Source organism: Bacteroides caecigallinarum, from assembly GCF_021531075.1.
Taxonomy (GTDB): domain Bacteria; phylum Bacteroidota; class Bacteroidia; order Bacteroidales; family Bacteroidaceae; genus Phocaeicola; species Phocaeicola caecigallinarum_B.
This window is the reverse complement of sequence record NZ_JADYTJ010000033.1, coordinates 1-26,345: the sequence shown is the minus strand read 5'-3', so window position 1 is coordinate 26,345 and position 26,345 is coordinate 1. Positions and strand designations below refer to the sequence as shown.

Annotated in this window: 14 protein-coding genes, 1 tRNA gene and 2 pseudogenes; 3 read left to right on the top strand and 14 right to left on the bottom strand. The window is 40.7% G+C overall.

The window, feature by feature from the left end; genetic code table 11:
* Window positions 1–42: 42 nt before the first annotated feature.
* Window positions 43–1,050: a 2-oxoacid:ferredoxin oxidoreductase subunit beta gene (locus I6E11_RS09725; protein WP_235337854.1), complete on the bottom strand. Its 1,008-nt coding sequence runs from the start codon at window positions 1,048–1,050 to the stop codon at window positions 43–45.
* A 3-nt stretch (window positions 1,051–1,053) separates the two neighbouring features.
* Window positions 1,054–2,907: a 2-oxoacid:acceptor oxidoreductase subunit alpha gene (locus I6E11_RS09720; protein WP_235337853.1), complete on the bottom strand. Its 1,854-nt coding sequence runs from the start codon at window positions 2,905–2,907 to the stop codon at window positions 1,054–1,056.
* A 203-nt stretch (window positions 2,908–3,110) separates the two neighbouring features.
* On the opposite strand from I6E11_RS09720, the gene I6E11_RS09715 reads away from it, so the two are divergent.
* Window positions 3,111–3,182 (top strand) — tRNA-Arg (locus I6E11_RS09715).
* Between the two features lie 99 nt (window positions 3,183–3,281).
* Here I6E11_RS09715 and I6E11_RS09710 read toward each other — a convergent pair.
* From I6E11_RS09710 to I6E11_RS09675, 8 genes and pseudogenes are all read right to left on the bottom strand, one after another.
* Window positions 3,282–4,655 carry a TIGR00341 family protein gene (locus I6E11_RS09710; RefSeq protein WP_235337852.1) on the bottom strand — a complete coding sequence of 458 codons (1,374 nt, stop codon included), beginning with the start codon at window positions 4,653–4,655 and terminating at the stop codon, window positions 3,282–3,284.
* Between the two features lie 2 nt (window positions 4,656–4,657).
* Window positions 4,658–6,139 (bottom strand): oligosaccharide flippase family protein, encoded by a 1,482-nt coding sequence (locus I6E11_RS09705; protein ID WP_235337851.1) that lies wholly within the window; start codon window positions 6,137–6,139, stop codon window positions 4,658–4,660.
* A gap of 88 nt (window positions 6,140–6,227) precedes the next feature.
* Window positions 6,228–7,253, bottom strand: coding sequence for a Holliday junction branch migration DNA helicase RuvB (gene ruvB / locus I6E11_RS09700; protein WP_235337850.1), 1,026 nt, complete (start codon window positions 7,251–7,253; stop codon window positions 6,228–6,230).
* A 172-nt stretch (window positions 7,254–7,425) separates the two neighbouring features.
* Window positions 7,426–9,030, bottom strand: a complete 1,605-nt coding sequence (gene pckA, locus I6E11_RS09695; protein WP_235337849.1) for a phosphoenolpyruvate carboxykinase (ATP) — start codon at window positions 9,028–9,030, stop codon at window positions 7,426–7,428.
* Between the two features lie 237 nt (window positions 9,031–9,267).
* Window positions 9,268–10,248: pseudogene (gene pelA / locus I6E11_RS09690) on the bottom strand (pectate lyase).
* Window positions 10,249–10,605: 357 nt separating this feature from the next.
* A complete protein-coding gene (locus I6E11_RS09685; RefSeq protein ID WP_235337848.1) occupies window positions 10,606–11,970 on the bottom strand; it encodes a TolC family protein in 1,365 nt (454 codons plus the stop codon).
* 18 nt (window positions 11,971–11,988) lie between these two features.
* Window positions 11,989–15,186: an efflux RND transporter permease subunit gene (locus I6E11_RS09680; protein ID WP_235337847.1), complete on the bottom strand. Its 3,198-nt coding sequence runs from the start codon at window positions 15,184–15,186 to the stop codon at window positions 11,989–11,991.
* A gap of 51 nt (window positions 15,187–15,237) precedes the next feature.
* Window positions 15,238–16,343 (bottom strand): annotated as a pseudogene (locus I6E11_RS09675) (efflux RND transporter periplasmic adaptor subunit).
* A gap of 248 nt (window positions 16,344–16,591) precedes the next feature.
* Between I6E11_RS09675 and I6E11_RS09670 the strand changes: the two are divergent.
* Both I6E11_RS09670 and mnmA read left to right on the top strand, forming a co-directional pair.
* Entirely contained in the window at window positions 16,592–17,425 is an 834-nt protein-coding gene (locus tag I6E11_RS09670; protein ID WP_235337846.1) for a helix-turn-helix domain-containing protein, read from the top strand.
* Window positions 17,426–17,635: 210 nt separating this feature from the next.
* On the top strand, window positions 17,636–18,688 hold the full coding sequence (gene mnmA / locus I6E11_RS09665; RefSeq protein ID WP_235337845.1) for a tRNA 2-thiouridine(34) synthase MnmA: 1,053 nt from the start codon (window positions 17,636–17,638) through the stop codon (window positions 18,686–18,688).
* 169 nt (window positions 18,689–18,857) lie between these two features.
* Here the strand turns inward: mnmA and I6E11_RS09660 are convergent, their stop codons facing one another.
* The 4 genes from I6E11_RS09660 to I6E11_RS09645 all read right to left on the bottom strand — a co-directional run.
* Window positions 18,858–21,089 (bottom strand): FimB/Mfa2 family fimbrial subunit, encoded by a 2,232-nt coding sequence (locus tag I6E11_RS09660; RefSeq protein ID WP_235337844.1) that lies wholly within the window; start codon window positions 21,087–21,089, stop codon window positions 18,858–18,860.
* Between the two features lie 21 nt (window positions 21,090–21,110).
* Window positions 21,111–23,303, bottom strand: a complete 2,193-nt coding sequence (locus I6E11_RS09655) for a hypothetical protein (RefSeq protein ID WP_235337843.1) — start codon at window positions 23,301–23,303, stop codon at window positions 21,111–21,113.
* A gap of 30 nt (window positions 23,304–23,333) precedes the next feature.
* On the bottom strand, window positions 23,334–25,193 hold the full coding sequence (locus I6E11_RS09650; RefSeq protein WP_235337842.1) for a hypothetical protein: 1,860 nt from the start codon (window positions 25,191–25,193) through the stop codon (window positions 23,334–23,336).
* A 403-nt stretch (window positions 25,194–25,596) separates the two neighbouring features.
* Window positions 25,597–26,345, bottom strand: a 749-nt coding sequence (locus I6E11_RS09645; RefSeq protein WP_235337841.1) for a transposase, incomplete at its 5' end; no start/stop codon positions are given.

Genomic DNA, 26,345 nt, shown 5'->3' with positions numbered 1-26,345 from the left:
TTTAGTAAAACGACAGGACGTTTTACTGCTGATTCAATTATATCAAATTTCCCAAGTATCGTTAGTGTCAAGAAGTTCTGCAAAGTTGTGATATTTCTTCTTCTCGGAAACCTCTTTTATCTGGTCTTCTACAGCCTGTTCGTATGTAGGAGCCTCAACATCACGAATAACTCCAAGAGCTATCGGGAAGTCAGGGCCTTCCATCAGAGCCAGTTTCAACTGAAGTGTATTATCCATGCAGTGTGCGTCATGCACCAGAATATCTTTCTCAGTTATTCCGTTCTCACCCAGTTTGACCACCTTAAGACCGAAACCTTCCTGCATCAGTCCGAATTCCTTGTTTGGACCGAACAGCATCGGTTTTCCGTGTTCCAGATAAATGGCATTGCGTTCACGGTCTTCTTTCTTTGCAATGGCATTGTGTGTTCCATCGTTAAATATCACACAGTTCTGAAGCACTTCCACTACAGATGTACCTTTATGTTTCTCGGCTGCCTTGAGAACCTCTACAGACGGATTACCATCAACAGCAGCACAACGTGCGAAGAAGCGTCCGCGTGCTCCGAAACAGAGTTCTGCCGGACGGAAAGGATCTTCTACTGTTCCGTAAGGAGATGACTTGCTGACAAATCCTCTTTCAGAAGTAGGTGAATACTGTCCTTTGGTAAGTCCGTAAATACGGTTATTGAGAAGTATAATGTTTATATCTACATTACGGCGAATGGCATGGATGAAATGATTACCACCTATGGCAAGACCATCGCCATCACCCGAAATCTGCCATACTGTAAGCGAAGGATTGGCTACTTTCACTCCGGTAGCTATTGCTGCTGCACGTCCGTGAATGGTGTGCATACCGTAAGTATTCATATAATAAGGCAGACGTGAAGAACATCCGATACCGGAAATAACAGCTATATCCTGAGGTGCTGTTCCTATTTCTGCCAAAGCCTTGTGGAATGAATTAAGAAAGGCATGGTCGCCACATCCCGGACACCAGCGTGGCTGTCCTGCTTTATAATCGGCTGCTGTATATTTTGATTCGCTCATAGATTATTCCTCCATTATTTTAGTGAAAGCATCAACCAACTCCTGTACTACGAATGGCTGACCTTTTACCTGGTTAAACTGATGTAAATGCAATCCTTCTATCTTCATGCGCAGATAGCCTGCAAACTGTCCCATATTCTGTTCCGCTACTACTATCTTCTTGTATTTGCGAAGGACTTCTTCTGTGTTCTTAGGAAGCGGATTGATGAAACGGAAGTGTGCAAGGGCAGCCTTCTTACCATTGGCATTCAATATATCCATTGCAGAATGAAGATGACCGTATGTTCCACCGAAACCAACAATCAGCAAATCTGCATCCTCAGCTCCTTCTACTTCGAGTAATGGAAGTGTATCGGCAATCTTTGCAACTTTTTCGGCACGCAACTGTGTCATGAGATGATGGTTCTCTGGTTCTGTAGAAATAGCTCCTGTCTCGCTGCTCTTCTCCAGACCTCCGATACGGTGCATAAAGCCTTCTGTACCAGGTTTTGCCCAATAACGTACACCTGTTTCATAATTACGTAGGAACGGAGTCCAGTACGAAGCCATATCAGGAGTTACGTATGGAGGATTGATAGCCGGATATTCGTTCAAGTCAGGAAGTTTCCATGCAGCCGAACCGTTTGCGATATATGCATCAGTAAGGAGAACCACCGGAGTCATATGCTCCAAAGCTATCTTACATGCCGTATATGCAGCATCGAAACAGTCAGTAGGTGATGACGCAGCAATAACAGGCATAGGACTCTCGCCATTACGTCCGTACAATGCCTGAAGAAGGTCTGTCTGTTCCGACTTGGTTGGCAAACCGGTAGAAGGACCTCCACGCTGAACGTTTACGATGACCAAAGGTAATTCAGCAATTACAGCCAGGTTCATAGCCTCACTCTTAAGACATACCCCCGGTCCTGAAGTAGAAGTAACAGCCAATGCTCCAGCAAATGCAGCTCCTACAGCCGAAGCACATCCTGCAATTTCATCTTCGCACTGAACAGTCTTTACACCAAGTGATTTATGTTTAGCCAGTTCGTGAAGTATATCTGTAGCCGGAGTAATAGGATATGACCCTAAATACAGCTGTAATCCGGCCTTCTCGGCAGCAGCAATAAGTCCGTATGATGTAGCTTTATTACCATTTATATCCATATAACGGCCATGCGCTTTCTGATTCTTTGAAGGAACTCTGTAACTCATGGAAACAGAAGCATGAGTATTTGCTCCGAACTGATAGCCGGCATATAATACCTGTACGTTTGCTTCAGCTATTTCAGGTTTCTTGGCAAACTTCTCGCGCAGTATTTTTTCTCCAATCTTCACATCTCTATGGAAAAGCCAGCAAACCAATCCAAGAGCAAACATATTCTTGGTACGTAAGATAGATTTATTATCCAAGCCACTGTCCTTCAGACATTCCTTACACATAGTTGTGATTGAAGCCTCTACCACTTCATTCTTTATTCCCAACTCAGAGAAAGGATTCTCCAGTTGGAACTGGGCTTTCTCCAAATCACGTTTCGTAAACGAGTCTGTATCAATAATAATCACTGACTGTGGTTTACAGAATTTGTATTGTGTTTTCAGTGCTGCCGGATTCATTGCAACAAGTACGTCACATTTATCGCCCGGAGTATAAACCTTGCCGGAACCTATATGTACCTGAAAACCAGACACCCCGGTAAGCGAGCCCTGTGGAGCACGAATATCTGCAGGATAATCAGGGAATGTGCTGATATCGTTTCCCTCGGTTGCTGATATATTGGAAAACATATTTCCGGCCAACTGCATACCGTCGCCAGAGTCTCCTGAGAAGCGTACTACCACTTCATCAATCTCCTTGACTGTCATTTCTTCTGCCATAATGTTGCTATTTTAAATTTTCAAAAATATTAATGTCTACAAAAATGTAAAACTTCTTTCAAAAAAACAATTAAATGCGGATATTTTTTTACAAAAGGTATACTGCATAGTTTTTTTTCACATAATTTATTGCATAATCGGTAAAAAGATGTATTTTTGCAAAGCATTTGTAAAAACATATTGCTATATACCAAGTTTTAACCGCCCTTGTAGTTCAACGGATAGAATAGAAGTTTCCTAAACTTTAGATAGGGGTTCGATTCCCCTCGAGGGTACGAAAGAAAGTCCAATAAATGAATGCATTATCTATGCATAAAAGAAGAAGCACAAATAATACATTGCGAAATGCATTACTATGTGCTTCTTTTTTTATGCTATCTCTGATTATCATCATCCATTACTATTAATTCCAGTTTTTTCGCACTTGTGCGAGCTTTAAGCCAGTCTGCCATACGTTTCTTCTCAACAGCCGACGGTGTCTCGCAACATTGCAATATAGCAAAAGTCAAAGTATCAGGTTTCAGGCTATCAAGTTCCAAACGAATGCTGCGCGACAATGCTACTGACTTTATTCCTCCGAACAATGCTTTCATTTCTCCTCCCAATCTGGTATCAGCCTGTCCGCTACGGGTATATATATCAAGCTGAGTCCTCAGAGAATCTATCTCATGCAGCTGTTGAGCCAACTTCTGCTCACTCTTCTTATAGAAATCCTCCATCACCATAGATTTGATATTGCTGATATCCATATCACCATTGTTTACTCCCTGGAATAATACCAGTTTTGTATTTTTAAGATTATATTTTTCCAGTTTTCTTTCTGCAGAAGCGATCTGTTCCTCTGAGACTTCACTACCTACCATAACTACTCTAATTTCGCGTTTATGATATGATACTTCCCTACTCAGAATCTGTGAATTAGGGAACTGGAGTTCCTCATTAATATAGTCATTGGCTGCACTCTGATAGAATGTTTCCTTAACTATTCCATATGTAAGGTATATGGCAGGACACATGGTTACCAAAGTTATGGTTATAATATACTTACGTACAAGTTTCTCGCGATTCTTATCAACAAACTCCTTATGTTTGAATTTCATAAAGCGCACTCCAAGGAATGTGGCAAGACTTATGAACACAGAGTTGATAAAATATAAATAGAATGCACCTAAAAAATAAAGTAGATTACCTGTAGCAAGTCCGAAACCAGCCGTACAAAGCGGAGGCATCAATGCAGTAGCAATTGCCACACCCGGTATTACGTTGCCCTTCTCTTTAGTAGCCACAGCGACGATGCCTGCCAGACCACCGACCAAGGCTATAAATACGTCGTATATGGTAGGTGAAGTGCGTGCCAACAATTCTGACTGAACTTCGTCAAGTGGAGTGAATGCAAAATATATTGTCGCAGTAGTGACACTAAATACAGTAGCAATGAAATAACTCTTCAGAGAACGTTTCATCAGTTCGAAATCATTGATACCGATAGCAAGTCCCACACCCATGATAGGTCCCATAAGGGGAGAAATCAACATGGCACCAATAATTACTGCAGTAGAATTGACATTCAATCCTAAAGAGGCAATAAAAGTGGCAAACACAAGGATCCATAGGTTCGCCCCACGGAATTCCACACCATTGCGGATGCTTTCAACCGTGAGTTGTTCATCCTCCATACTTTTGTTCAAGTCCAGATAATCATCATAAAACTTTCTTATCAGGTACTTCTTTCTGTTGTTCAGTTCCATAGCTATTTCTTTATAAAACGGTTAATAACAGGAATACTTCTCAAAGGTAAGTCTTTTTTTATGATATATGCAACAAATAACGCAAGCAATAATGTTCTGAAAGCAATACGCAATATAGTGTTTTCAGGATATATATATATTGATACCACATAAAGCACTGCCGCAAAAACCAAATATACGGACATATCCTTTATAGGATAATCTACAGGATATTTCTTTTGGCCTATGAAATATGACAGAACGGTGATAAGTCCGTAGCCCGCTACCGATGCCCATGCCGAAGCCAGATAACCGTATTGCGGTACCAGCCAGATATTAAGTATAAGTATCACAGCACATCCTATAAGCGAAAAATATGCTCCCCACTTTGTCTCGTCAATCAGCTTATACCAGAATGAAAGATTGAAATAGATTCCTTTCAGTATCTCCGCCCCCATCACTATGGCTACCACACTGAGACCTTCCCAATAATCCGAAGCAACCATATATTTCAGGATATCCATATAGAACATAACAGCCAGAAACGCCAGCAGAGAGAATATAAAGAAATACTTCATTGCTCCGGCGTAGGATGATGTGCTGTCTTTCTTATTGCTGTTGCCAAACACGAAAGGCTCGTAGGCATATCTGAAAGCCTGGGTGAACATTGCCATTATCATTGCCACCTTACTTGTAGCACTATAGATACCTAACTGGACAAGTCCTTCCTGACGGTCGTCGTAAAGGAAAGGATATATCATCTTATCGACAGTCTGGTTCAATATTCCCACTACTCCGAATATCAGTATCGGGAAGGAATAGCTCAACATACGTTTCTGAAGAGCAAAGTCAGGCTTTAAAGACAACTGTCTCAGTTCAGGTATGAAGAAGAGCATCTGCGCTGCAGACATTATAAGGTTAGACACAAATATGTATCCCACCAGATAATCCGGATTATAGAACCAAGAAACCAATGAAGGTGAATGTTCGTTCAACCAGGGACAAAGAAGAAGAAAAAAGAGATTCAGGACAATATTACCAATGATATTGAAAAGTTTAATTGAAGCAAACTTTATAGGACGTTTCTTGTATCTGAGCCATGCAAAAGGAATACTTAGAAAAGAATCGAGGGCAACGACAATCATCATCATTGCCACATAGTCCTTATGATCAGGATATTCAAGAAATGCAGATACAGGGTCAAGAAAAACCAAGCCTAGTACAACAAAAAGCAATGAAAGCCCTCCAACTAAAAGAGATGTATTTGAAAAAACCTTTACAGGATCCTCTTCCGACTTGTTTGCAAAACGAAAAAATCCAGTTTCCATACCGAAAGTAAGGAACACAAGTATCAGTGCCGTATAAGCGTAAACATTCGACACCACTCCATATCCTCCCGACTCTGCCGAAAGGACTGCTGTATATAGCGGAACGAGCAGATAGTTGAGGAAACGTCCTACTATACTGCTCAGTCCGTATATTGCTGTATCTTTAACTAGTGACACGTTGGTAATTAATAATTAAGAATTAATAATTAAGGAGGAAACAGTTGTTAGTTATTAGTTGTTAGAAGTTGGTTTAAAACAAAAAGAACTAATCGAAAAGAGTTTTCTCCTGCTGCCAGATATTCCTTCCTAGATGTTTATATGCCAATTCTGTTACTTCACGACCACGAGGAGTACGTTTCAGGAAACCTTCCTTTATAAGGAAAGGTTCGTACACTTCCTCCAGAGTGCCGGGATCTTCACCCAAAGCAGTGGCAATGGTAGTAAGTCCTACCGGACCACCTTTGAACTTATCGATAATAGTACACAAAATCTTGTTGTCTATTTCATCGAGGCCATAACGGTCTATATTCAAAGCTTCAAGTGCATACTTTGCAATCTTAAGATCTATATGTCCGTTACCTTTCACCTGTGCAAAATCACGCACTCTTCTGAGCAAAGCATTTGCTATACGTGGGGTTCCACGGCTTCTTGACGCAATCTCACCGGCAGCCTCGACATCGCATGTCACTCCAAGGATACCTGCCGAACGCATAACGATGCGCGACAGTACGTTCTCATCATAATACTCCAAGTGAAGGTTTATACCAAATCTGGCTCTCAGTGGAGCTGTAAGCAATCCGCTACGTGTAGTTGCACCTACAAGAGTAAAAGGATTCAAATCAAGCTGTATGCTTCGTGCAGACGGCCCTTTATCTATCATTATGTCTATACGATAGTCCTCCATAGCGGAATAAAGGAACTCTTCAACCACCGGACTAAGACGGTGTATCTCATCTATAAACAACACGTCATTAGGTTCCAGACTGGTCAGAACACCCGCCAGGTCACCCGGTTTGTCAAGTACAGGACCAGAGGTAACCTTGAAACCAACTCCAAGCTCGTTTGCAATAATATTGCTCAATGTAGTCTTTCCCAATCCCGGAGGTCCGTGAAGCAGCACATGGTCCAGAGCCTCAGCTCTGAGCCTCGCAGCCTTCACAAAGATACGCAGATTATCCACTACCTTATCCTGTCCGCTGAAATCCTCAAACTGTAGCGGGCGAAGGGCATTTTCGAAATCGCGTTCCTTACCCGTGGGCTTATAATCTCTTATATCAAACTGATCTTCCATAAGTGTAATAAAATACAAATACAAAGGTATAAAAAAAACAGTTTTTACACCCGATAAATAAGAAAGATAGTTTTTATTAGAAAAAACATATACAAAAAAATGAAAATGGTAAAAACAAAAAAGCGATCTCCCTATTAGGAGACCGCTCTCAATTATATGTTGTAGTATGGAATTACAACTTTGGACCAGCAGCAACAAGAGCCTTACCAGCTTCGTTTCCTGTGAACTTAGCGAAGTTCTTGATGAAACGTCCAGCCAAGTCTTTAGCTTTTTCTTCCCACTGACAAGCGCATTCGTAAGTATCACGTGGGTCAAGGATCTTAGGATCTACACCTGGCAATTCTGTAGGAACTACGAAGTCGAAGAATGGGATAACCTTAGTAGGAGCCTTGTCGATAGAACCGTCAAGGATAGCATCGATGATACCACGAGTATCTTTGATAGAGATACGCTTACCTGTACCATTCCATCCAGTGTTAACTAAGTATGCCTTAGCACCGGTCATTTCCATCTTCTTAACAAGTTCTTCAGCATATTTAGTTGGGTGCAAGCTCAAGAATGCGGCGCCGAAACATGCAGAGAATGTTGGAGTTGGTTCAGTGATACCACGTTCTGTACCAGCCAACTTAGCAGTAAATCCTGACAAGAAGTAGTACTGAGCCTGAGCTGGGTTAAGAATAGATACTGGAGGCAATACACCGAATGCGTCAGCTGACAAGAAGATCACCTGCTTAGCGTGAGGACCCTTAGAAACTGGCTTAACGATGTTTTCGATGTGGTTGATTGGGTAAGAAACACGAGTGTTTTCAGTTACGCTCTTATCAGCGAAGTTAATCTTACCGTTAGCATCAACTGTAACGTTTTCAAGAAGAGCGTTACGTTTGATAGCGTTGTAGATATCTGGTTCTGATTCCTTGTCAAGGTTGATAACCTTAGCGTAGCAACCACCTTCATAGTTGAATACACCTTCGTTGTCCCATCCGTGTTCGTCGTCACCGATAAGTTTACGTTTTGGGTCAGTAGAAAGAGTAGTCTTACCTGTACCAGACAATCCGAAGAAGATAGCTGATTCAGTTTCGTCCATGTTAGTGTTAGCAGAACAGTGCATAGAAGCAACACCACGAAGTGGGTTGAAGTAGTTCATCATAGAGAACATACCTTTCTTCATTTCACCACCGTACCAAGTGTTAAGGATAACCTGTTCTTTAGTAGTCAAGTTGAATACAACAGCTGTTTCAGAGTTCAAGCCAAGTTCTTTGTAGTTTTCAACTTTAGCCTTAGAAGCGTTGTAAACGATGAAGTCAGGTTCGAATGATTCAAGTTCTTCAGCTGTTGGGCGGATGAACATGTTAGTTACGAAGTGAGCCTGCCATGCAACTTCCATGATGAAACGAACTTTCAAACGAGTACCTTCGTTAGCGCCGCAGAAACCATCAACAACATAAAGTTTCTTGTTTGACAATTCCTTAGCAGCAAGGTCTTTCAATACATTCCAAGCTTCTGTAGTTACAGGCTTGTTGTCGTTTTTATATTCTTCAGAAGTCCACCATACAGTGTTTTCACTTGTAGCGTCTTTTACCAAGAATTTATCTTTAGGAGAACGACCAGTGTAGATACCAGTCATAACGTTTACTGCACCAAGTTCAGTTACCTGACCTTTTTCATAGCCTTCCAAACCAGCTTTTGTTTCTTCAGCGAACAATACTTCGTATGAAGGATTGTGCAAGATTTCTACGGTACCCTGGATACCGTATTTGGTAAGATCTAAATTTGCCATTGTTCTAATGAATTAAATTGGTTATTATTTTAGATATATTTATTTCCTTTTTGGCGACACAAAAATACAACATTTTATTTGAATGCAATTAATAATTAGAGAAAAAAATCCGTAATAATGAAAGATTTATACTTGTGTAACACATTTGCAACGTATATGTTGCAAAACATAGTTTAAGACATAGATTTAAATGATACAAAACCACTACAAAAAGGCTCATCTGTTTCCTTTTCAGTATCACAATCTATTGTTTTTCAACCACTCTGGATTTGCTTTAAGAACTTTTGATGGCGCATCACTATACCACGAATATCCCCCTCTGCGTTCTTTTCCTATTTCCAGTAAAGAAGCTTTCTTAATACCGTCTCTATCACAGAAATAAGGATTCCCCGTTTCAAGATCATAGAAACGGGCCCAAACATCAAATCCTGGAGATGGGACTAATTTGGAATCCCTTTCACCATTTTCATCACGATAGCGTTCATACCTCATATTAGGTATCTTATGATCTTCGAACCATTTCACTGCACCTTTTACAGCAGCAACAACTTCATCGGAAGGATTAGGCAATGACATCAGCATAAGAGTTATATTCACAGATTCCGCTCCACTGAATGAAGGCAATTCATAAGCACGTGCTTTTGCCGGTTTTAGGGTGACCTGATCATGCTGTGCACACCATACAGTCCTTTCTCCATTTACTATTATCTGAGTGTCAATAATACATTTTATACCTTTATCAAAAGCCGCACGAGCCTGTTTCTTAATATTATCATCAAGTTTTAAGGCCTTCAGATCGTCCGCATCGGTAAATATATCTCTCAGCATATTCATAACATTGATATAAGCATTATCATTGTAAGTAATACAACCAGAATATGATACCGACTTGCCTGGTCTTACAGGATAAAACTGAGGCCATCCTCCATTATCATATTGGGCCTTAAGGATATAATTGAAACCTTTGATGAAAGCGTCTTTATATCTTTAATCCTTTCTATACTTATACATTTTAGCCAAAAAGCGCATTTCTGTTATAGTTGCACCATTATCAAATGTTGCACCAACACCTGTTTTGCATACTTTTTCCCACTCTTGCTCATTAATACTCTTATGGAAGGCCGTATTTTTTGTCCACCCACCAATATCTGTCTGATGACATATTACATTTTTTGCAACTTCTACAGCTTGATCAGTAGCATACCACTCCTCCGGCATACCATTAGCAACAACTTTCCACGAATATTTACTTAACTCTTGCTGGTCATACGCATATAGTCCTGCAAGATTCGCTATTAATACAATTATAACAAAGGCTTTATTCATAAACATAAAAATATAACGTATCTGCAAATTTATTCAAAAATTAATAATACACACTATAGCATTTTATTCCATTTTAAATTAATCCATTAAAAACAATGTACATACTCATAAAAAAGAACTGCCCGAAGATCACTCCCCAGGCAGTCCCAATCATCTAATTATCACACTAGATAATGATAACAGTTAATTTTATATGAAATGATTGTGTGTGTTCTAATAAAAACGCTTTGTCATTTTATTGTCAACTATTTATTCTCCTCTTCCACCTCCAAGAGCCTGGTAGAGACTTATCACACTCTGTATCTCCATAAAACGGTTTGACACCTGTGTGAGCTGTGCATTTAGCAATGACTGACGGGCTGTCAACACTTCAAGATAGTTGGTAGTTCCATACTCCATAAGAAGAGATGTACTGGATACTGTCTTTTCCAAAGCTGTTACCTGCTTCTGATATAGTTCAGTCTTCGACTTACATGACTGATATGCTGTAAGGGCATCGTTCACTTCTGCTCCTGCATTAAGCAATGTCTGCTGGAAGTTAAGGCTTGCTTCTTCCTGCTGAGCTTTTGCTATACGGAGCTGTGCTATATTCTGTCCGCGATTGAACAACGGCAATGTTAGCTGCCCTACTGCATTTGCTATAAATTTTGCCGGATTAACTATAATCGATCCTGCAAGATTTGTCCAACCGGCAGTTCCGCTAAGAACTATTGAAGGATAAAAGGCCGAACGTGCCTGATTAGTTACATAGAAAGCAGCTTCAAGAGAGCGCTCTGCCGAACGTACGTCAGGACGGTTTGAAAGCATCTGTAAAGGTACACCTACAGACAGATCTTCCGGCATCTTCTGATCTGCCAGCCTTCCACGTTCATAGTTACGTGGAGTTTCTGCCAGAAGGAGTGCCATACTATTTAATGTCTGGTTAATCTGCTCTTTCAGATCAATTACAGATGTCTGTACACTATAGTATGTAGCTTCCATCTGTGAAACAGCGGCCTCATTATATTGTCCGGCATCCATAAGTGCACGTGCCGCATCTACCGTTTCTTTCCATGCAATCTCTGTTTCCTGCGACAACGCCAACTGCTCGTCAAGCATAAGAAGTGTATAATATGTATTGGATACACTTGCTATCAGCTGCGAACGTACAGCCTGCTTATAGTCAATGCTTTGAGCATATAATGCCTGAGCCTGCTTCTTTGAGTTACGCATACGTCCGAATATATCAAGCTCCCAGCTTGCAGTAACAGGCAACTGATATGACTTTGTTGCTTTCTGACCATCGAAACTACTGATTGTTCCCTGTGGAGCCAAAGCGAATGATGGCAGAAAAGCCAGTTTGGATGCAAGAAGAGTAGCTTTCGACTGTTCTATTCTAAGCTGTGCAGACTGATAGTCCGTATTGTTTTGCAAAGCCTGCTCAATCAAAGTCTGGAGATGAGAATCTGTGAAAACCTCTTTCCAGTCGGAATTTCCGAAGTTCACAGTATCTGCGACCTCTACCTTTGCTCCATAAAGGCTGTCAGGCACTGTTTCAGCAGGTTTATATTTTGTGTATATACCACAGCTGCTTAACATTGCAGCTGTAGTAGTGAGTATTATTAATTTCTTCATGTGTTATTCGTTTAATGATTATAACTTATCATTGTTGTTGAAAGCACTTCTTTCCTCCAAGCTACGCTGTTTTTCCATCTGGAACTGTGCGTCACCTTCTACCTGCATAGGTTTTCTGATTTTCTCCTGAAGATATTCGAAAGTGATGTAGAACACCGGAACCACAAAGAGAAGTGCCAATGTACCGATAAGCATACCTCCCACAACACCTGTACCAAGAGAACTGTTACCGTTTGCTCCGGCACCTGTTGCAAACATAAGCGGAAGCATACCGAATATCATTGTCAACACGGTCATCAGGATAGGACGGAGACGTGCCTGAGCTGCGGAATATGCAGATTCAATGATTCCCATACCTCTACGACGACGCTCAACAGCAAACTCAGTAATCAGGATGGCTGTCTTAGCAAGCAAACCAATCAATATGATGACACCTGTCTGAAGGTAGATATTGTTTTCAAGTCCAAAGAGTTTCGCAAACAGGAAGCTACCCATCAATCCGAATGGAACTGAAAGGATAACCGCCAACGGGATAAGGAAACTTTCATACAGACATGAAAGAATCAGATAGATAAGTACGACACATATTATATATATAAATACCGTCTGCGAACCACCACTCTGTGATTCCTCACGTGCAATACCACCATATTCATATCCGTAACCTGTAGGCAATGTCTGTGCAGCCACTTCCTTGATGGCATTCTGCACTTCACCTGATGAATATCCCATCTGGGCATTTACGTTTACATTGATTGAACTGTAAAGGTTGAATCGTTTTGCTACTTCAGCACCCAATACGTTTTTCAATGTGACAAACTGTCCCAACGGAGCCATTTCCGAACCGTTACGAACATACATATTATTGAGCGACTGTTCGTCAAGGCGGTATTCAGGCGATGCCTGAAGCATTACACGATATACCTTACCGAACTCGTTATAGTTTGATACATACGCACCACCACAGTAACTACCCAAAGCAGAGAGTACATCCGATGGAGAAATTCCGGCACGTTTACATTTGGCAGCATCTACATCTACTGCTATCTGAGGGAAGTTCATTGCATATGAAGTATATGCCATAGCAACCTCAGGACGCTGGTTCAATGCTCCAAGGAACTTCATTACATGGCCGAAGAACACTGACATGTCGCCACCGGTCTTGTCCTGCATATTAAGTTCGATAGAGTTACCCATACCGTAACCAGGAATCATACCTGTCTGGAAACAGAATATCTGTGCTTCCTTAATCTGAGCAAACTGTGCGTTCAGTCGTCCAAGAACTGCTTCGGCCGTGTGCTCTGCTCCCTTACGATCGTTCCAGTTCTTAAGCTGGATGATACATGAAGCATACGAGGTACCCTGACCGGAGATAAGTCCGTAACCGGAAGTGGCACTATAGTTTTCTATCTCAGGAGTATTCTTAAGGATTTCCTTTACTTTCTCCATCACTTTTGTAGTTTCCACAAGTGTACTACCCGGAGCAGTACTGATGTTCACCATCAATGTACCCTGGTCTTCCTGTGGCACCAGACCTGTCTTGGTTGTCTTCATGAAGAATACAAGCAGAATAACAGAGATAATAAGTGAAGCCCAAACCATCCATCTGTGATGTATGGCAAACATTACACCTTTCTTATATTTATTCATGGTAGCGTTAAAAGAAGCATTGTATGCTGCTCTTACACGACCATTGAAACTTTTCGGACTCTTTTTTCCATCGGACGGTTTCATCATGATGGCACAAAGTGCAGGACAAAGCACAAGGGCACAAATCATTGACAAACCTACTGATGTAGCCATAGTGATACCGAACTGGGTATAGAAGATACCTGAAGTACCACCTATGAATGTTACAGGAATAAACACAGCCATGAACACGCATGTACATGAAATAACGGCCATAGTTACATCACTTAACGCATCTTTTGTAGCAAGATATAGTGATGTATAACCGGAGTCAAACTTTTCCTGAACAGCTTCCACCACAACGATGGCATCATCCACCACAGTACCGATAGCAAGCACGAGGGCAAACAGAGTAAGGATGTTTATACTGAAACCTGCTGCTACAAGGCATGCGAATGTACCTACCAGTGACACAATAATGGCTATAGAAGGGATAAGTGTACTCTTGAAGTCCTGCAAGAAGAAGTAAACCACAAGGATAACCAGTATGATGGCAACGATGAGGGTTTCAACCACATTATATATAGATGCATAAAGGAAGTCGTTGGAGCTCATCATCTGTACGAATTCCACACCCGGAGGAAGAAGTTCCAACATTTCTTCAAGACGCTTTGTTATGGCTTCGTTCACCTCTGTGGCATTGGCTCCCGCAACCTGGAATGTAAGGAAAGTCACACCCGGACGGTCGTTAACCTCACCGTGGAAACCGTATGACAGACGTCCCAATTCTACTTTTGCGATATCCTTAAGTCTCAATACAGAACCGTCGGCGTTTGAACGGATAACGATATTGTCGAACTCATTTACGTCCTTCAAACGTCCTCTGTATTTCATTGCATACTGGAATACGTTTGGCGAGTTTTCACCAAGTGTACCTGCAGGAGCTTCAATATTCTGTTCGCCAAGGGCTGCCGTAACATCAGCCGGTACAAGACCATACTGTGCCATCAGCTCCGGATTCAGCCATATACGCATACTGTAGGTATCACCAAGCAATGTAGCGTCACCCACACCCGGAATACGCTTGATTTCAGGTATTACGTTTATATCCAGATAATTGGCAAGGAATGTTTCGTCATATTTTCCGTCAGTACTTACCAATGTGTTAATCTGAAGGAAGCTGGTCTGTCGTTTTGCTGTAGAGACACCGATTTTTGTTACTTCCGAAGGCAAAAGCCCCTGAGCCTTTGATACACGGTTCTGTACGTTTACAGCCGCCATATCCGGGTCTGTTCCCTGATTGAAAAACACCTGAATCTGTGCAGTACCGGAGTTTGTAGCTGTAGAGGTGATGTACATCATGTTTTCCACACCATTTATACTCTCTTCAAGAGGCATGATAACACTGTTCATCACAGCATCGGCACTGGCTCCTGTATATGTAGCCTCTACCACAACTGTAGGAGGTGCGATGTCAGGATACTGTTCTACCGGCAACGATATAAGTGAGATAAATCCCACCAACAGGATTACGATGGAGATGGAAATAGCCATCACCGGTCGTTTGATAAATATATTTCCTTTCATTGTTGTTCTATCTTTATTAAAGTCACTCTAAATCAACTTTGTTGTCTTTAATTATTTCACCTGAGTACCTTCACGAAGAAGTCCAGCACCCTTGGCTACTATTTCGTCGCCTACGTTAAGACCTTCAAGCACGATATACTCGCGTCCGTCGTTGTAAGCGGCAACCTTAATAAGAGTTGTCACAGCCTTGCCGTCAACTACTTTAAACACAGAAATCTTGTCCTGCTGTTTTACTGTAGCTTCCTGTGGAACAATAATATAGTCATTATTGTACTTGGGATAGAAACCTTGCCTGAAGCACCACTCAGAAGAAGACCATTTTCGTTAGGGAACACTGCACGAACACCTACCGAACCTGTCTGAGTGTCAATCACACCGCTGATAGACTCTATCTTTCCTTTTTCAGCGTATATAGTTCCGTCATTAAGTACAAGTGAAATTTCAGGCATCTTAGTAATTGCGTCGTCTATAGAACCGTACTCACGAACCATACCAAGAACCTGATTTTCTGTCATTGAGAAATAAACGTACATCTCTGAGTTATCAGAAACTGTAGTCAGAGGCTCAACCATAGAAGGACCAACCAAAGTACCTACACGGTATGGCAACATACCTACCATGCCGCTGCTCGGACTCTTAACCTCAGTATAAGAAAGATTGTTTCTTGCATTTACTTCCTGAGCCTCAGCCTGTGCAAGCTGCGCCTTTGCTGTAAGATACTGGTTTTCAGATGTTCTTAATGTAAACTCCGATACAACCTTCTTTGCAAAAAGTTCCTTATTACTATTATAAGTAAGTTCGGCAGTAGCCAAAGCAGCTTGAGCCGACTTCACATTTGCAACAGCCGTATTGAGTGCAGCCTTGTAAGGAACCTGGTCGATAATGAAAAGTACCTGGTCTTTTCTTACCTTCTCACCTTCTGTTACACATAATTTCTGTATTGTACCTGATACCTGAGGCATGATGTTGATGTCCTGACGTCCACGTATGGTAGCCGAATAATCTGTTTCTACCACCTTATCGGCTTTCGCCACAACCATTGTTTCATAACCACCGGCTTGCATTTCTCCTTTTGGTGCTTGTCCGCACGAAGCGAACCACATTGCGCAACCAATAACTCCCATCAGTTGCAACCATTTTTTGTTTACTGTTACCATATAAATCTTTTTACTTTAAAAATCCGATGCAAAAATACTTGATTTGTTACCTCATCCGATTTTCTTTTTTACATCAGAATTGTTCAAAATAGGAACACAAACATTGTTTATACTTTATTTACAGCTTAAAGTTTTTTTATATAAATAATAATAAAACAGGTATTTAAAGACAGGATTTTATACTTGTTTCTATAATAAAACATTAACTTTACGATACCTTAATATATTTTTCAGACAATAAGAACAAAATGGCACTGTACAGACTACCCCAAAATGAAGATTTTAAAGCTAGTGTAAATCGGAACAAATGGTTCAGCTCAGAAGAAACAGTAAAAATGGATGTAGACGCCATTATATTTTGCAATAAAGGGAAGTCATACCTTGAAATAGACTTTATAGTTTACGAAATAGTTCCTAACACTCAGTTGATAATAACAGCCGGAAGCATGGTCAAGTGTAACTATACCAGCGAGGACTTCATAGCATCATATATTATCTTCAAACATGAAATATATGATGAAGTTACCGCACAGCTTGAATCTTCGTTCACCTTTTTTCTAAAGGAATACCCATGTGTTCAACTTGACGAAAAACGGGTGAACAAAATGACATATCTGGTAGAAGCACTTGAAGATTTCTATAATGAAAAAAACAACTGCTTCAGAATAAAGATCTTCAAAAATAATATTCAAAGCTTTTTGCTTGATGTTTATGATAAAACCAGAACACTTTTCAAAATAGACAAATCAGAAAAAATAGGCCGTAAAGAAGAATTGTTTATAAAGTTTATACACCTTACATATGAATTCTGCCCCAAAGAAAGGGAAGTGGGATTTTATGCAGAAAAACTGTGTATAACCTCAAGATACCTGACATCAATAACACAAAGCATAGCAGATAAACCTGCAAAACTAATAATAGACAAACATACAATTCAAAGAATAAAAATTATACTTAAATCATCGAATATTTCGATGCAGGAGATTGCATATGAACTGAAGTTCCCCGATCAGTCTTTTTTTGCCAGATACTTCAAAAAACATACTGGTATGTCACCACAAGAATACAGACTAAAATATTAACAAGTGTATAACAAGATCCTTTTATATTAAATAGTGTTACAAAACACACGTTTTCGCACACAGAACTTGCAGATTAGAAAAAAGTCCGTACCTTTATACTGTGTTTTTCATAGTATTAGATTTTAAGGTTAACAAAGGTTGGAGTACAGCGGTACTCCTTTTTTTATGCCCTTACGTTTACAAGCAGCTTATACATATATTTTTTTTATTATGCAGACAAACAACAGAGTGCTTTTAGGAATGAGTGGTGGAACGGACAGTTCTGTGGCTGCCATGTTGCTTATGGATGCAGGTTACAAAGTGACCGGTGTCACATTCAGATTCTACGAAAAAGACAATAATACAGAATATCTTGACGATGCATACAATCTATGCCAAAGCCTTGGCATCCGACACATTACATACGATCTAAGGGATAAATTCAAGGAATACATAATTGACTACTTCATAAAGGAATACATGTTGGGGAGAACTCCAGTGCCTTGTACATTATGCAACAACTATCTGAAATGGCCCATACTTAAAGAAATAGCCGACAGAGAAGGAATATACCATATCGCCACAGGACATTACGTACAAAAGACATTATGCGACGGTTATTGGCATATCAAGAGTGGTACTGACCCTGACAAAGACCAGTCTTTCTTTCTATGGGGACTTCCGCAGGATATTATGGAGCGGATGATACTGCCGTTGGGGAATATAACCAAGGCAAGAGTTAGAGAAATTGCAGCAGAAAGAGGTTTTATGAAGGCTTCCATAAAGAAAGATAGTCTTGGAGTATGCTTCTGCCCTATGGACTACAGAAGTTTCTTACGCAAGAATGTCAATCCTGAGTCAATCAGACCCGGCATATTCTGCGACGAAGATGGAAATAACATAGGAAAACATGAAGGATATCCATTTCATACTATCGGACAACGCAGAGGACTGGGAATATATATGAACAAGGCATTGTTCGTAAAAGAAATTCTTCCTGAAGAAAACAAGGTTGTAATAAGCGACAAACTGTCTTCACTTGAACACACCGAAATGTGGCTCACTGACTGGAACATAATAAATCCGGAAGCTCTGTTGGGGAAGGATGATGTAATAGTAAAAATAAGATACCGCAAGCAGGCAAACAGATGTACCGTTACAATGACCGATGACGGGCTGTTACATGTCAAGCTTCATGAACCGTTGGCGGCAATTGCTCCCGGACAAGCAGCCGCATTTTACCGAAACAATATTGTTCTCGGTGGGGGAATTATAAACAAATAAAAAAATATTTCTAGTAGGAAGAAAACTTCGTCACGTACTTTTATCTTCTATAAATATAATCTATGTTTATACAAATACAACTTGTATTCTTATAAACATAAGTTATATTTATAAAAACACAAGTTGTATTTATAGATAATATCAGTACGTTTACAATTTACTGACAGTATCAATATATGTATTCCACATCAGACTTCTTAAATCTCAGGATACGGGTGTCATTCGGACCTGCCGAGTTTTTTGACGGATAAAGCCCATTCATTCCCCCAACAAAAAACCATCCCTGCCCATTTGAAGGATTATGAACGGCAATCAACAGATTATTGTAATGACCATGATTTATACCGTTATCATTCCACTGCGGACTTGAGCCATACCACACAACCGGTTCATACTCTGCCTCCGACTGGTTATACATTGATATATAAATAAGATCTGTCAGTGACACAGTTCCTACTGTAACATCATTTCTTCTGCGTTGTCTGCGCTGTATAGTGGTACCTCCATTCCAGGCTGTAGAATGCGAACCGTCCCACATAAGCCAGATAGTTCCGCTTGTTGAATTGAACACTCTTTCAAAATTCTCCATAGATGGCAATTCATAACCGTCAGGAGCAAAAGCCTTAGAGTCTATCTTATTTATATGTTCGGCACTCGAAGAATAACCTTCCATCTTCGCCACCCCTCCATCGTCTATTACCTGAAGTCCTTGCGAACTTTTACCCTGGTAATTCCATTTCCAAAGATTGAAGAACTCATCAGCCGTACAGTCTCTCAAATAATCGAATACTGTCTTACCGGCCATTGCAGCAGGATCTGCCGATGAAAGTATCTGGTCTGAGAAGTTTTTTGCATCACCTATGGCATTATATTTACACCACCACACACCATTAAGCTTTGTAACAGGCAATCCCCAGTTACGGCGTGAAATAACGTATTCCTCTCTTTCAGAGCCATCAGCCGAATTACTTATTACTATACGTGCCTTCTGTACTCTGCCGTTTGCAGTCCTGTCGTTAGGACGCCATCCTCCAATCACACGTACCCTCTGACCTTCTGCATCAAGCTTCACCCATTCGTCTTCTCCTTCGTCGTACTCAACGGTTACCGACTTCGATTCCGGAACTGTAAAGACACCAAGCTCATTATCTATATATTTCCCGAAATCGAATGACGCACTGTCCTCAAAATGTATCAGTCCTTCCAACTTTATCGGATTTTCGGACATTACAACATTTATATAATCATCAGCATAATTCTCATTCAGTCCTTTGCGATGAAACATCAGTTTTCTCTCTACACGTTTCATTCCCGGATACCACAGTTTCTTTGTTATACGAAACAGATTCTTTTCTACATTCTCCGTACCTCCTATACGTTCTACGGTAATTGGAAGTTCAGGATCGGCTATCAGCTCCAGTTCATCGTCACAATCTATGGAGAGAACGAAATCCGAAGCACAGTGTGACAAGACTATTCCCCTGCGGTCAGAATCTACCTCTGTATTTGCAGGGAATGATGTCCCTTCCACATCCACCGTCAGACCTCTTTCGTTTGGTGCCAGATTAAAGTCACCTCCATTTTCCCAGTCTGTTACACTTAAGGTTACGTCAGCCTGTACAGATGCTTTAAACACATTGATAGTATAAACACAGTTTCTCTTTAGTTTGGAAGGCAAAGCAACTTCTTTTTCCACAGTTTCGCCATCTACATTTATAGTCAACACTGCAGAGATATTCTCCGATGCCTGTTCGCACAGATAAGCTACTCCGTATGTGCTGCCTGTAAGAGGAGTATCTATAACAGGAGTAACATCGTTGTAACCTGTACTTTCCGGCGATTCTACAGTATTACGGTGGTTAAGATACGACTGCTGTGCAACATTCCTGAACGTGATATCCGTTACAGACAAACCGTGTTCTTCGGATACGTTGACATCTATACGTGCTACTCCCCTGTAAAGTTGCAAAACTCCATGGGACGTATCTGACATATCAACAACACCACTCATATATGTAAGGTTGACACCTCCAGCATGTGGTATTGCAATTGACAACCACTCTTCCTCGGTCATACCTACATTATAAAATGAAGCGGAATTGTTTCTTTCAATATTGGCTACCATATAAAGGCGTCCCTTACTGTCATCTATCTTGATACCAGTCAAAGGATCTATATCAGAATAAACGCGTGTCATAACACCATTCTCAAAGAGACAGGCATGAAGTATTCTTATCTCTTTTATTCCGGTTGTTTCATCATTCCCGGAAGTATAATTATATGGTATCACGCGTGGTAATATTACAGAATCTGCTCCACTATGCTCGTTCACCGCTCCTTTATCTGTACATGACATTACAGCAAGCGAAACGATTATGACAAATATGTTCTTTATGGACATGTCTTTTTTATTTACTGATTATTAATAAATATATTCAACAGGAGTTTTCACACATCGTATGGTTCTGGTCTTCTGCGCATTGCTTGCCGCGAACTTGAACCAGTTTCCTCTGCCGTCACTATTAGAGTAACCTTCGATAAGCCATGTACTGCCGGAATTGCCGTATGTGGCGAACTGAATCATTTTTTTAGATATACCTGTTTCACTCCACTGATGACCGAGGCCGTAAAATACAAGGTGCTCTCCTTCATATTCAAAATCGTAGAAAGTTACATTTCCATACTCATAACCCAGAAATATAGCTTCTCTCTCTACTACAGAGAAGTTCAATCTCTGCCCCAAACCATTATTGAACGCACCAGGATTATGATATCCTAAATTACTGTTGTTACCCCAATTGAAGAATCTGTAATCGTTATAATCCGGTATTTCATAACCGTCAGGAGCCATATAACCAGGATTCAATGTACCGAAATTATCAGTCTTCGACGAATACCCTTCAAACAGGAATCCTGTTCCGTCATTCTTCAATTTCAAACCATCACGATTGCCTGCCTGATACTGGTCGCCAAGAACACTAAGGAACTCATCGTCCGTACATCCGGCCAAATAGTCTGCAACACTTCCACCACGGGCAGGATCGTTTGAAATAAGAATCTGATCAGTAAACTCTTTCACATTTCCACGAAGATTGTATTTACACCACCATGTACCGTTTATGTTTACCACTGGAAGTCCCCAATTCTGTCTCTTAACCGTATAAGTTTCATTATGAACGCCCGACAAGTCGGATATCAAAATTCGTCCTTCCTGTATTCTTCCATCGGCATCAGCATCATTCGGGCGCCATCCACCTAAAATACGGTATGTGCCATCCGCAGTTTCTTCCAGTTTCATCCATTCCGGTGAGTTTTCATCGAATTCCAGTCTTATTACTTTATCATCAGGAACGTTCAATACGGCCAGTTCACCGTCTATATATCGTCCGAAATCGCAAACATAATTATCATCAAAATTCAACTGTCCCTGCATCTTAACCGGATTTGCCAGAAATACAAGAACAACTCTACCGCGTAATGCATCACCGTAATGTACATTAACATACATGTATCCGTCCACACTACCAATCATCTTATTACTGCTGCTCACATTCAAGCTGCACAAATTATCAAGATTTCCGGAACGCGAGACTGTGACATCAACACCTTTCACCAAGCCATCCACATTCACAGTCGAACCTACCTCACCGCTTATGGCAATACTGAAGTTTGTTTCCCATGACGGTATAAAAACAGAATCGCGTGTCTCATTAACTCTAATGCCATCACTAAGTACTGAGTTATCAACATCTACAAAAGCATTTCTAAGTCCGTCTGAGGTTGTTCCGTCGCCTTCCTGCCAAGAAGCTTCAACTACTTTCACACTAAAATCCTCACCATCACCATATACTTTAAGAGTATAAACCTTATTGCGTAATATGTCCGGCAGAACTGTTTTCAACCTGTGCCATGAGCCTGAGGATGTGACCATTATTTCCACTTCAAAATTCTTACCTTCTTGGTGCGGAAAGTAAAACAAAGTTTCTTCAGCAGCAGTTAAGGGGCTGTCAGCATAATCTTTCACCATATCAACCGGCTGGGGAATGTTTCCACCATTACCTCCCTCTATTACATAACCTTCAGGGCATACATTCTTCACCTTTACACTATTCACCGCAACGTTATTGATTGGAGAGCTTATATCTATTCTCGCTACTGAACGTTTCATTGCAACTGATACATACGATGTCTGCTGACTTATAGATGCCATACCTGACAAAAACATCCCATCTGATACCATTTCATCGGCTCCGGCAGTCATTGCCTGGAAATCTGATTCAGAGGTCACGCCTACTTCAAAACCACGACCGGAAACGAGATTTCCTGCGTTAATCATAAAATATACATTACCACTCATGGCAGAAGGCTTAAGAGACACTACTCCATCTGTTCCCGGCTCAAGCTTATCAAACACCTCCGCTAACATACCACCATCGAAACGATATGCCGACACATTCTCTACCGCATCAGATTCTGCGTCAGAAGTACTGAGCAATGACAGTCTGGCAGTGACTACATCACCTGATGAATTCCCGTAGGATATGCTGTCATCACTACATGAGTAAAGAGAAATCAATAATAATACAGATAATATATTTACAAGTCTTACTCCCATATTGAAATATTATTTTTGATAATTCTGATATTAATTGTATTTATGAGAATTTGAGTAACTGTCAAGATAAACAGGCGAATCAATAGGCATTCTGCTGATATTGTCAACATAAAAATTATTCATCAGCTCCTCTGCCCACGGCCCGTATGTGAACGAACTATTGTGTCCGTATCCCATAACGTGTCCCAGTTCATGGAACATCACGCTACACGCATAACGGTTTGAATAATGTTCGAACCATCCTCGCTGATATGCTCCAAACACACTCGGACTACCCAAACCTATAACACCGTTACCAGGATAGACCAATCCGACCTGAAGTGTCTGTCCACGCCGCATCTTGGCCAATACTTCCTCCACCTTCACGGGTTCTCTGTTATCATCGTATAACTTACCTGCATTCTCATGGAGGATAGCTTCGTGCTCATCCATATCTATCAAATATGTAAAATTAAGGAAGAAAGCCACAGACTCTCTACAATGTACCGGACGGATACCCATCCAGTTTCCTACCGGGCCTCCATTATCGAGTGAAGGGTCTCCACCGAAAAGCCCCCAGTAAAGTGTCCATCCGTGCTTTATTTCCTGAAGTTTCGCCCAATAAGGATCCGATGAAATTATCTTCAACTCCGCTCCAGCTATGGAGGCAGCGTCAAGTGCCGGGACATTGATTATTCGACCGCTCTCAGTACGACACATAGTGCCTTTCTCTACCAGTGGAGAGGACTCATAGAAATCGCAGAAAGCAGGAATAGAATCGAAATATGCAAAATCGAAATATTCTTCATCCACAGCAGGAATCTTCGCTCTTACCGTAACTCCATAAAGCACACGTGGAGAATAAAAACGTGCATGCAGTTGTCCCTCATCAGTAATGGAAAGCTGTAATGGTTCAGAAGTATTAAAAGTGCGTTGAGTCTTGTCCGTATAGACAGACACCGGTTCATCATCATCCAGAATCCGGGTATGATTTCCGGCTCTGTAAGCATCAGCGGTTATATACATCACCGGTGAAATATCATCCGGATGTTTTACAGCAGTGCTTACCGTATGTACATGATTTGGCAACACTTTCTGCTGGCCAAAATTGAAGTCAAGAACAGTCTTCTCATCAAGATAGTTTACTGAAGTATGGAATATATCTCCTCCTAAAACACTACCGCCTACCGTAGGCATAAAGAAACAAGGAATATCCTCTCTTAAAACCATATCGTCTATAATACCGTCACTTTCTCCGGTAAAGGAGCCTCCACCTGTTATTGATGTATAGAACTTTGACTCAGTAAGTCTCACTCTTTTCTCGACTGTTGCATTACGCACATATCGGTTATTATATACGAAATTGAAATCCAAACGACCCACTATCCTATCCTGTGTAACTTCGCTGTCAATGCTGATAACCTCAGTGCTACCTCCTTCAGCAGGATCTAAACGGACTGTAAACGGTGTACATGAATAAAAATACTCTGCTTCCAGAGGCTTGTGGAGATCAGAAGGAAACACCAGCCATTCATCATCCATACTTGATATTTCATTTATCTCGGCACGATCGGCTGTTTCATCACCCTTTATAGCCAAAACAAGCAGGTTATAGTCGCCCTCATGAAGGCCTTCAGCATATATTTCCGAGGTTAGCGTATTATATTTGCCATGTACTGTAGTCACTATATCACCGTCAGAATCAGCTATGTAGAAAAATACCTTGTCATAAACGCCTGTATCTACAGACTCTGTACGTGAATTACTGTCACTAATGTATGCAGACTTTTTCAAACGAAAGCGTATGCCGCTACGTTCCGAACCTGCATTACTGCCGTTCATCATGTCGTCGTTTGTACACGACACCATAAAAAGAAGACCTAAAAGTGCTAATAATGTTATCCTTTTCATCTCAAATTATTAAATGTTGTACCCTTATCAAGACAAAAGGAACAGCAGGTTTGTTCAACATCAATGACAAATATTTTACTTTTTCGAGCTTTATTGATTTAAATCAATATAAAATAGCAATAAAAACTTCAAATAGCATAAATTCTAAGAACATTTTGCTACATATCAACAATCTGGTAAGAAAAGGATACGAAGTAATTCTTTTATATTGCTCAGAAAAAGTATTGATATTTACCAAAACACTTTAGTTATGTATAAAATTTAGAAGAGGGTGTGTCAAAATGATGCATCCTCTTTTCGTTATATAATCATCGGTTTCTCATTTTTCATAGAGTATGATTTCTATATTTCCGTATTATCCCTATCTCCATGCTTTCAAGTAGTATAATCGGCTGTAGATGGCTTATGCCACTCTTATATTTTGATAATTTTTGTCTGTCATCTTCTGATTTTTGATTTTAGCACACATTTTCTTTATATTAAAAGCAATGGCAAAGAAGGCAAAGTCCATTGTGACCTTGTCTTTTCCAAAATGCCTGAACCTTTTGTATCCCATATCGTATTTGATTTGTCCAAAGACGGCTTCAGGTTCTATACATCTCTGCCCTCTATGTTTGAAACCTTTCTCTGAGGTGAGTCTTTCACGCGCTTTTTGTTTATATTCTTTCAGCCTGTGATTGACCTCTATGGTACGTCTTTTTGATTTTGAACTGAAACACATACATCTGAGAGGACATCCCTCACATCTTGCAGCCCTGTAGGCTACGCTTTCTGCAATATACCCACTTTCCGTTCTATAATGCCGTACACCTGTCCGTTCCATATGTTGCCCCATTGGACAAACATAATAGTCTTTCTCCTCATTATAATATAGGTTTTCCTGTTTGAAAGGATTTGTTACATATTTGTCAGCTCTCTGCTCCTTATGAAAAAAATTGTACTTGACATACGCCTCTATTCCGTTTTCGTCCATAAAGCGATAGTTCTCTTCCGAACCATAACCGGAATCGGCAACCCCTTCTAACGGGAAACGGTTGTAACGTTCATGAAACGAATTTTCGAACGGGATCAATGTAAGAGTGTCTGTAGGATTTGGGAAGAGTCCAAAATCGAGCATAAACTGGTTTTCGGTTCCGATTTGTAGGTTATATC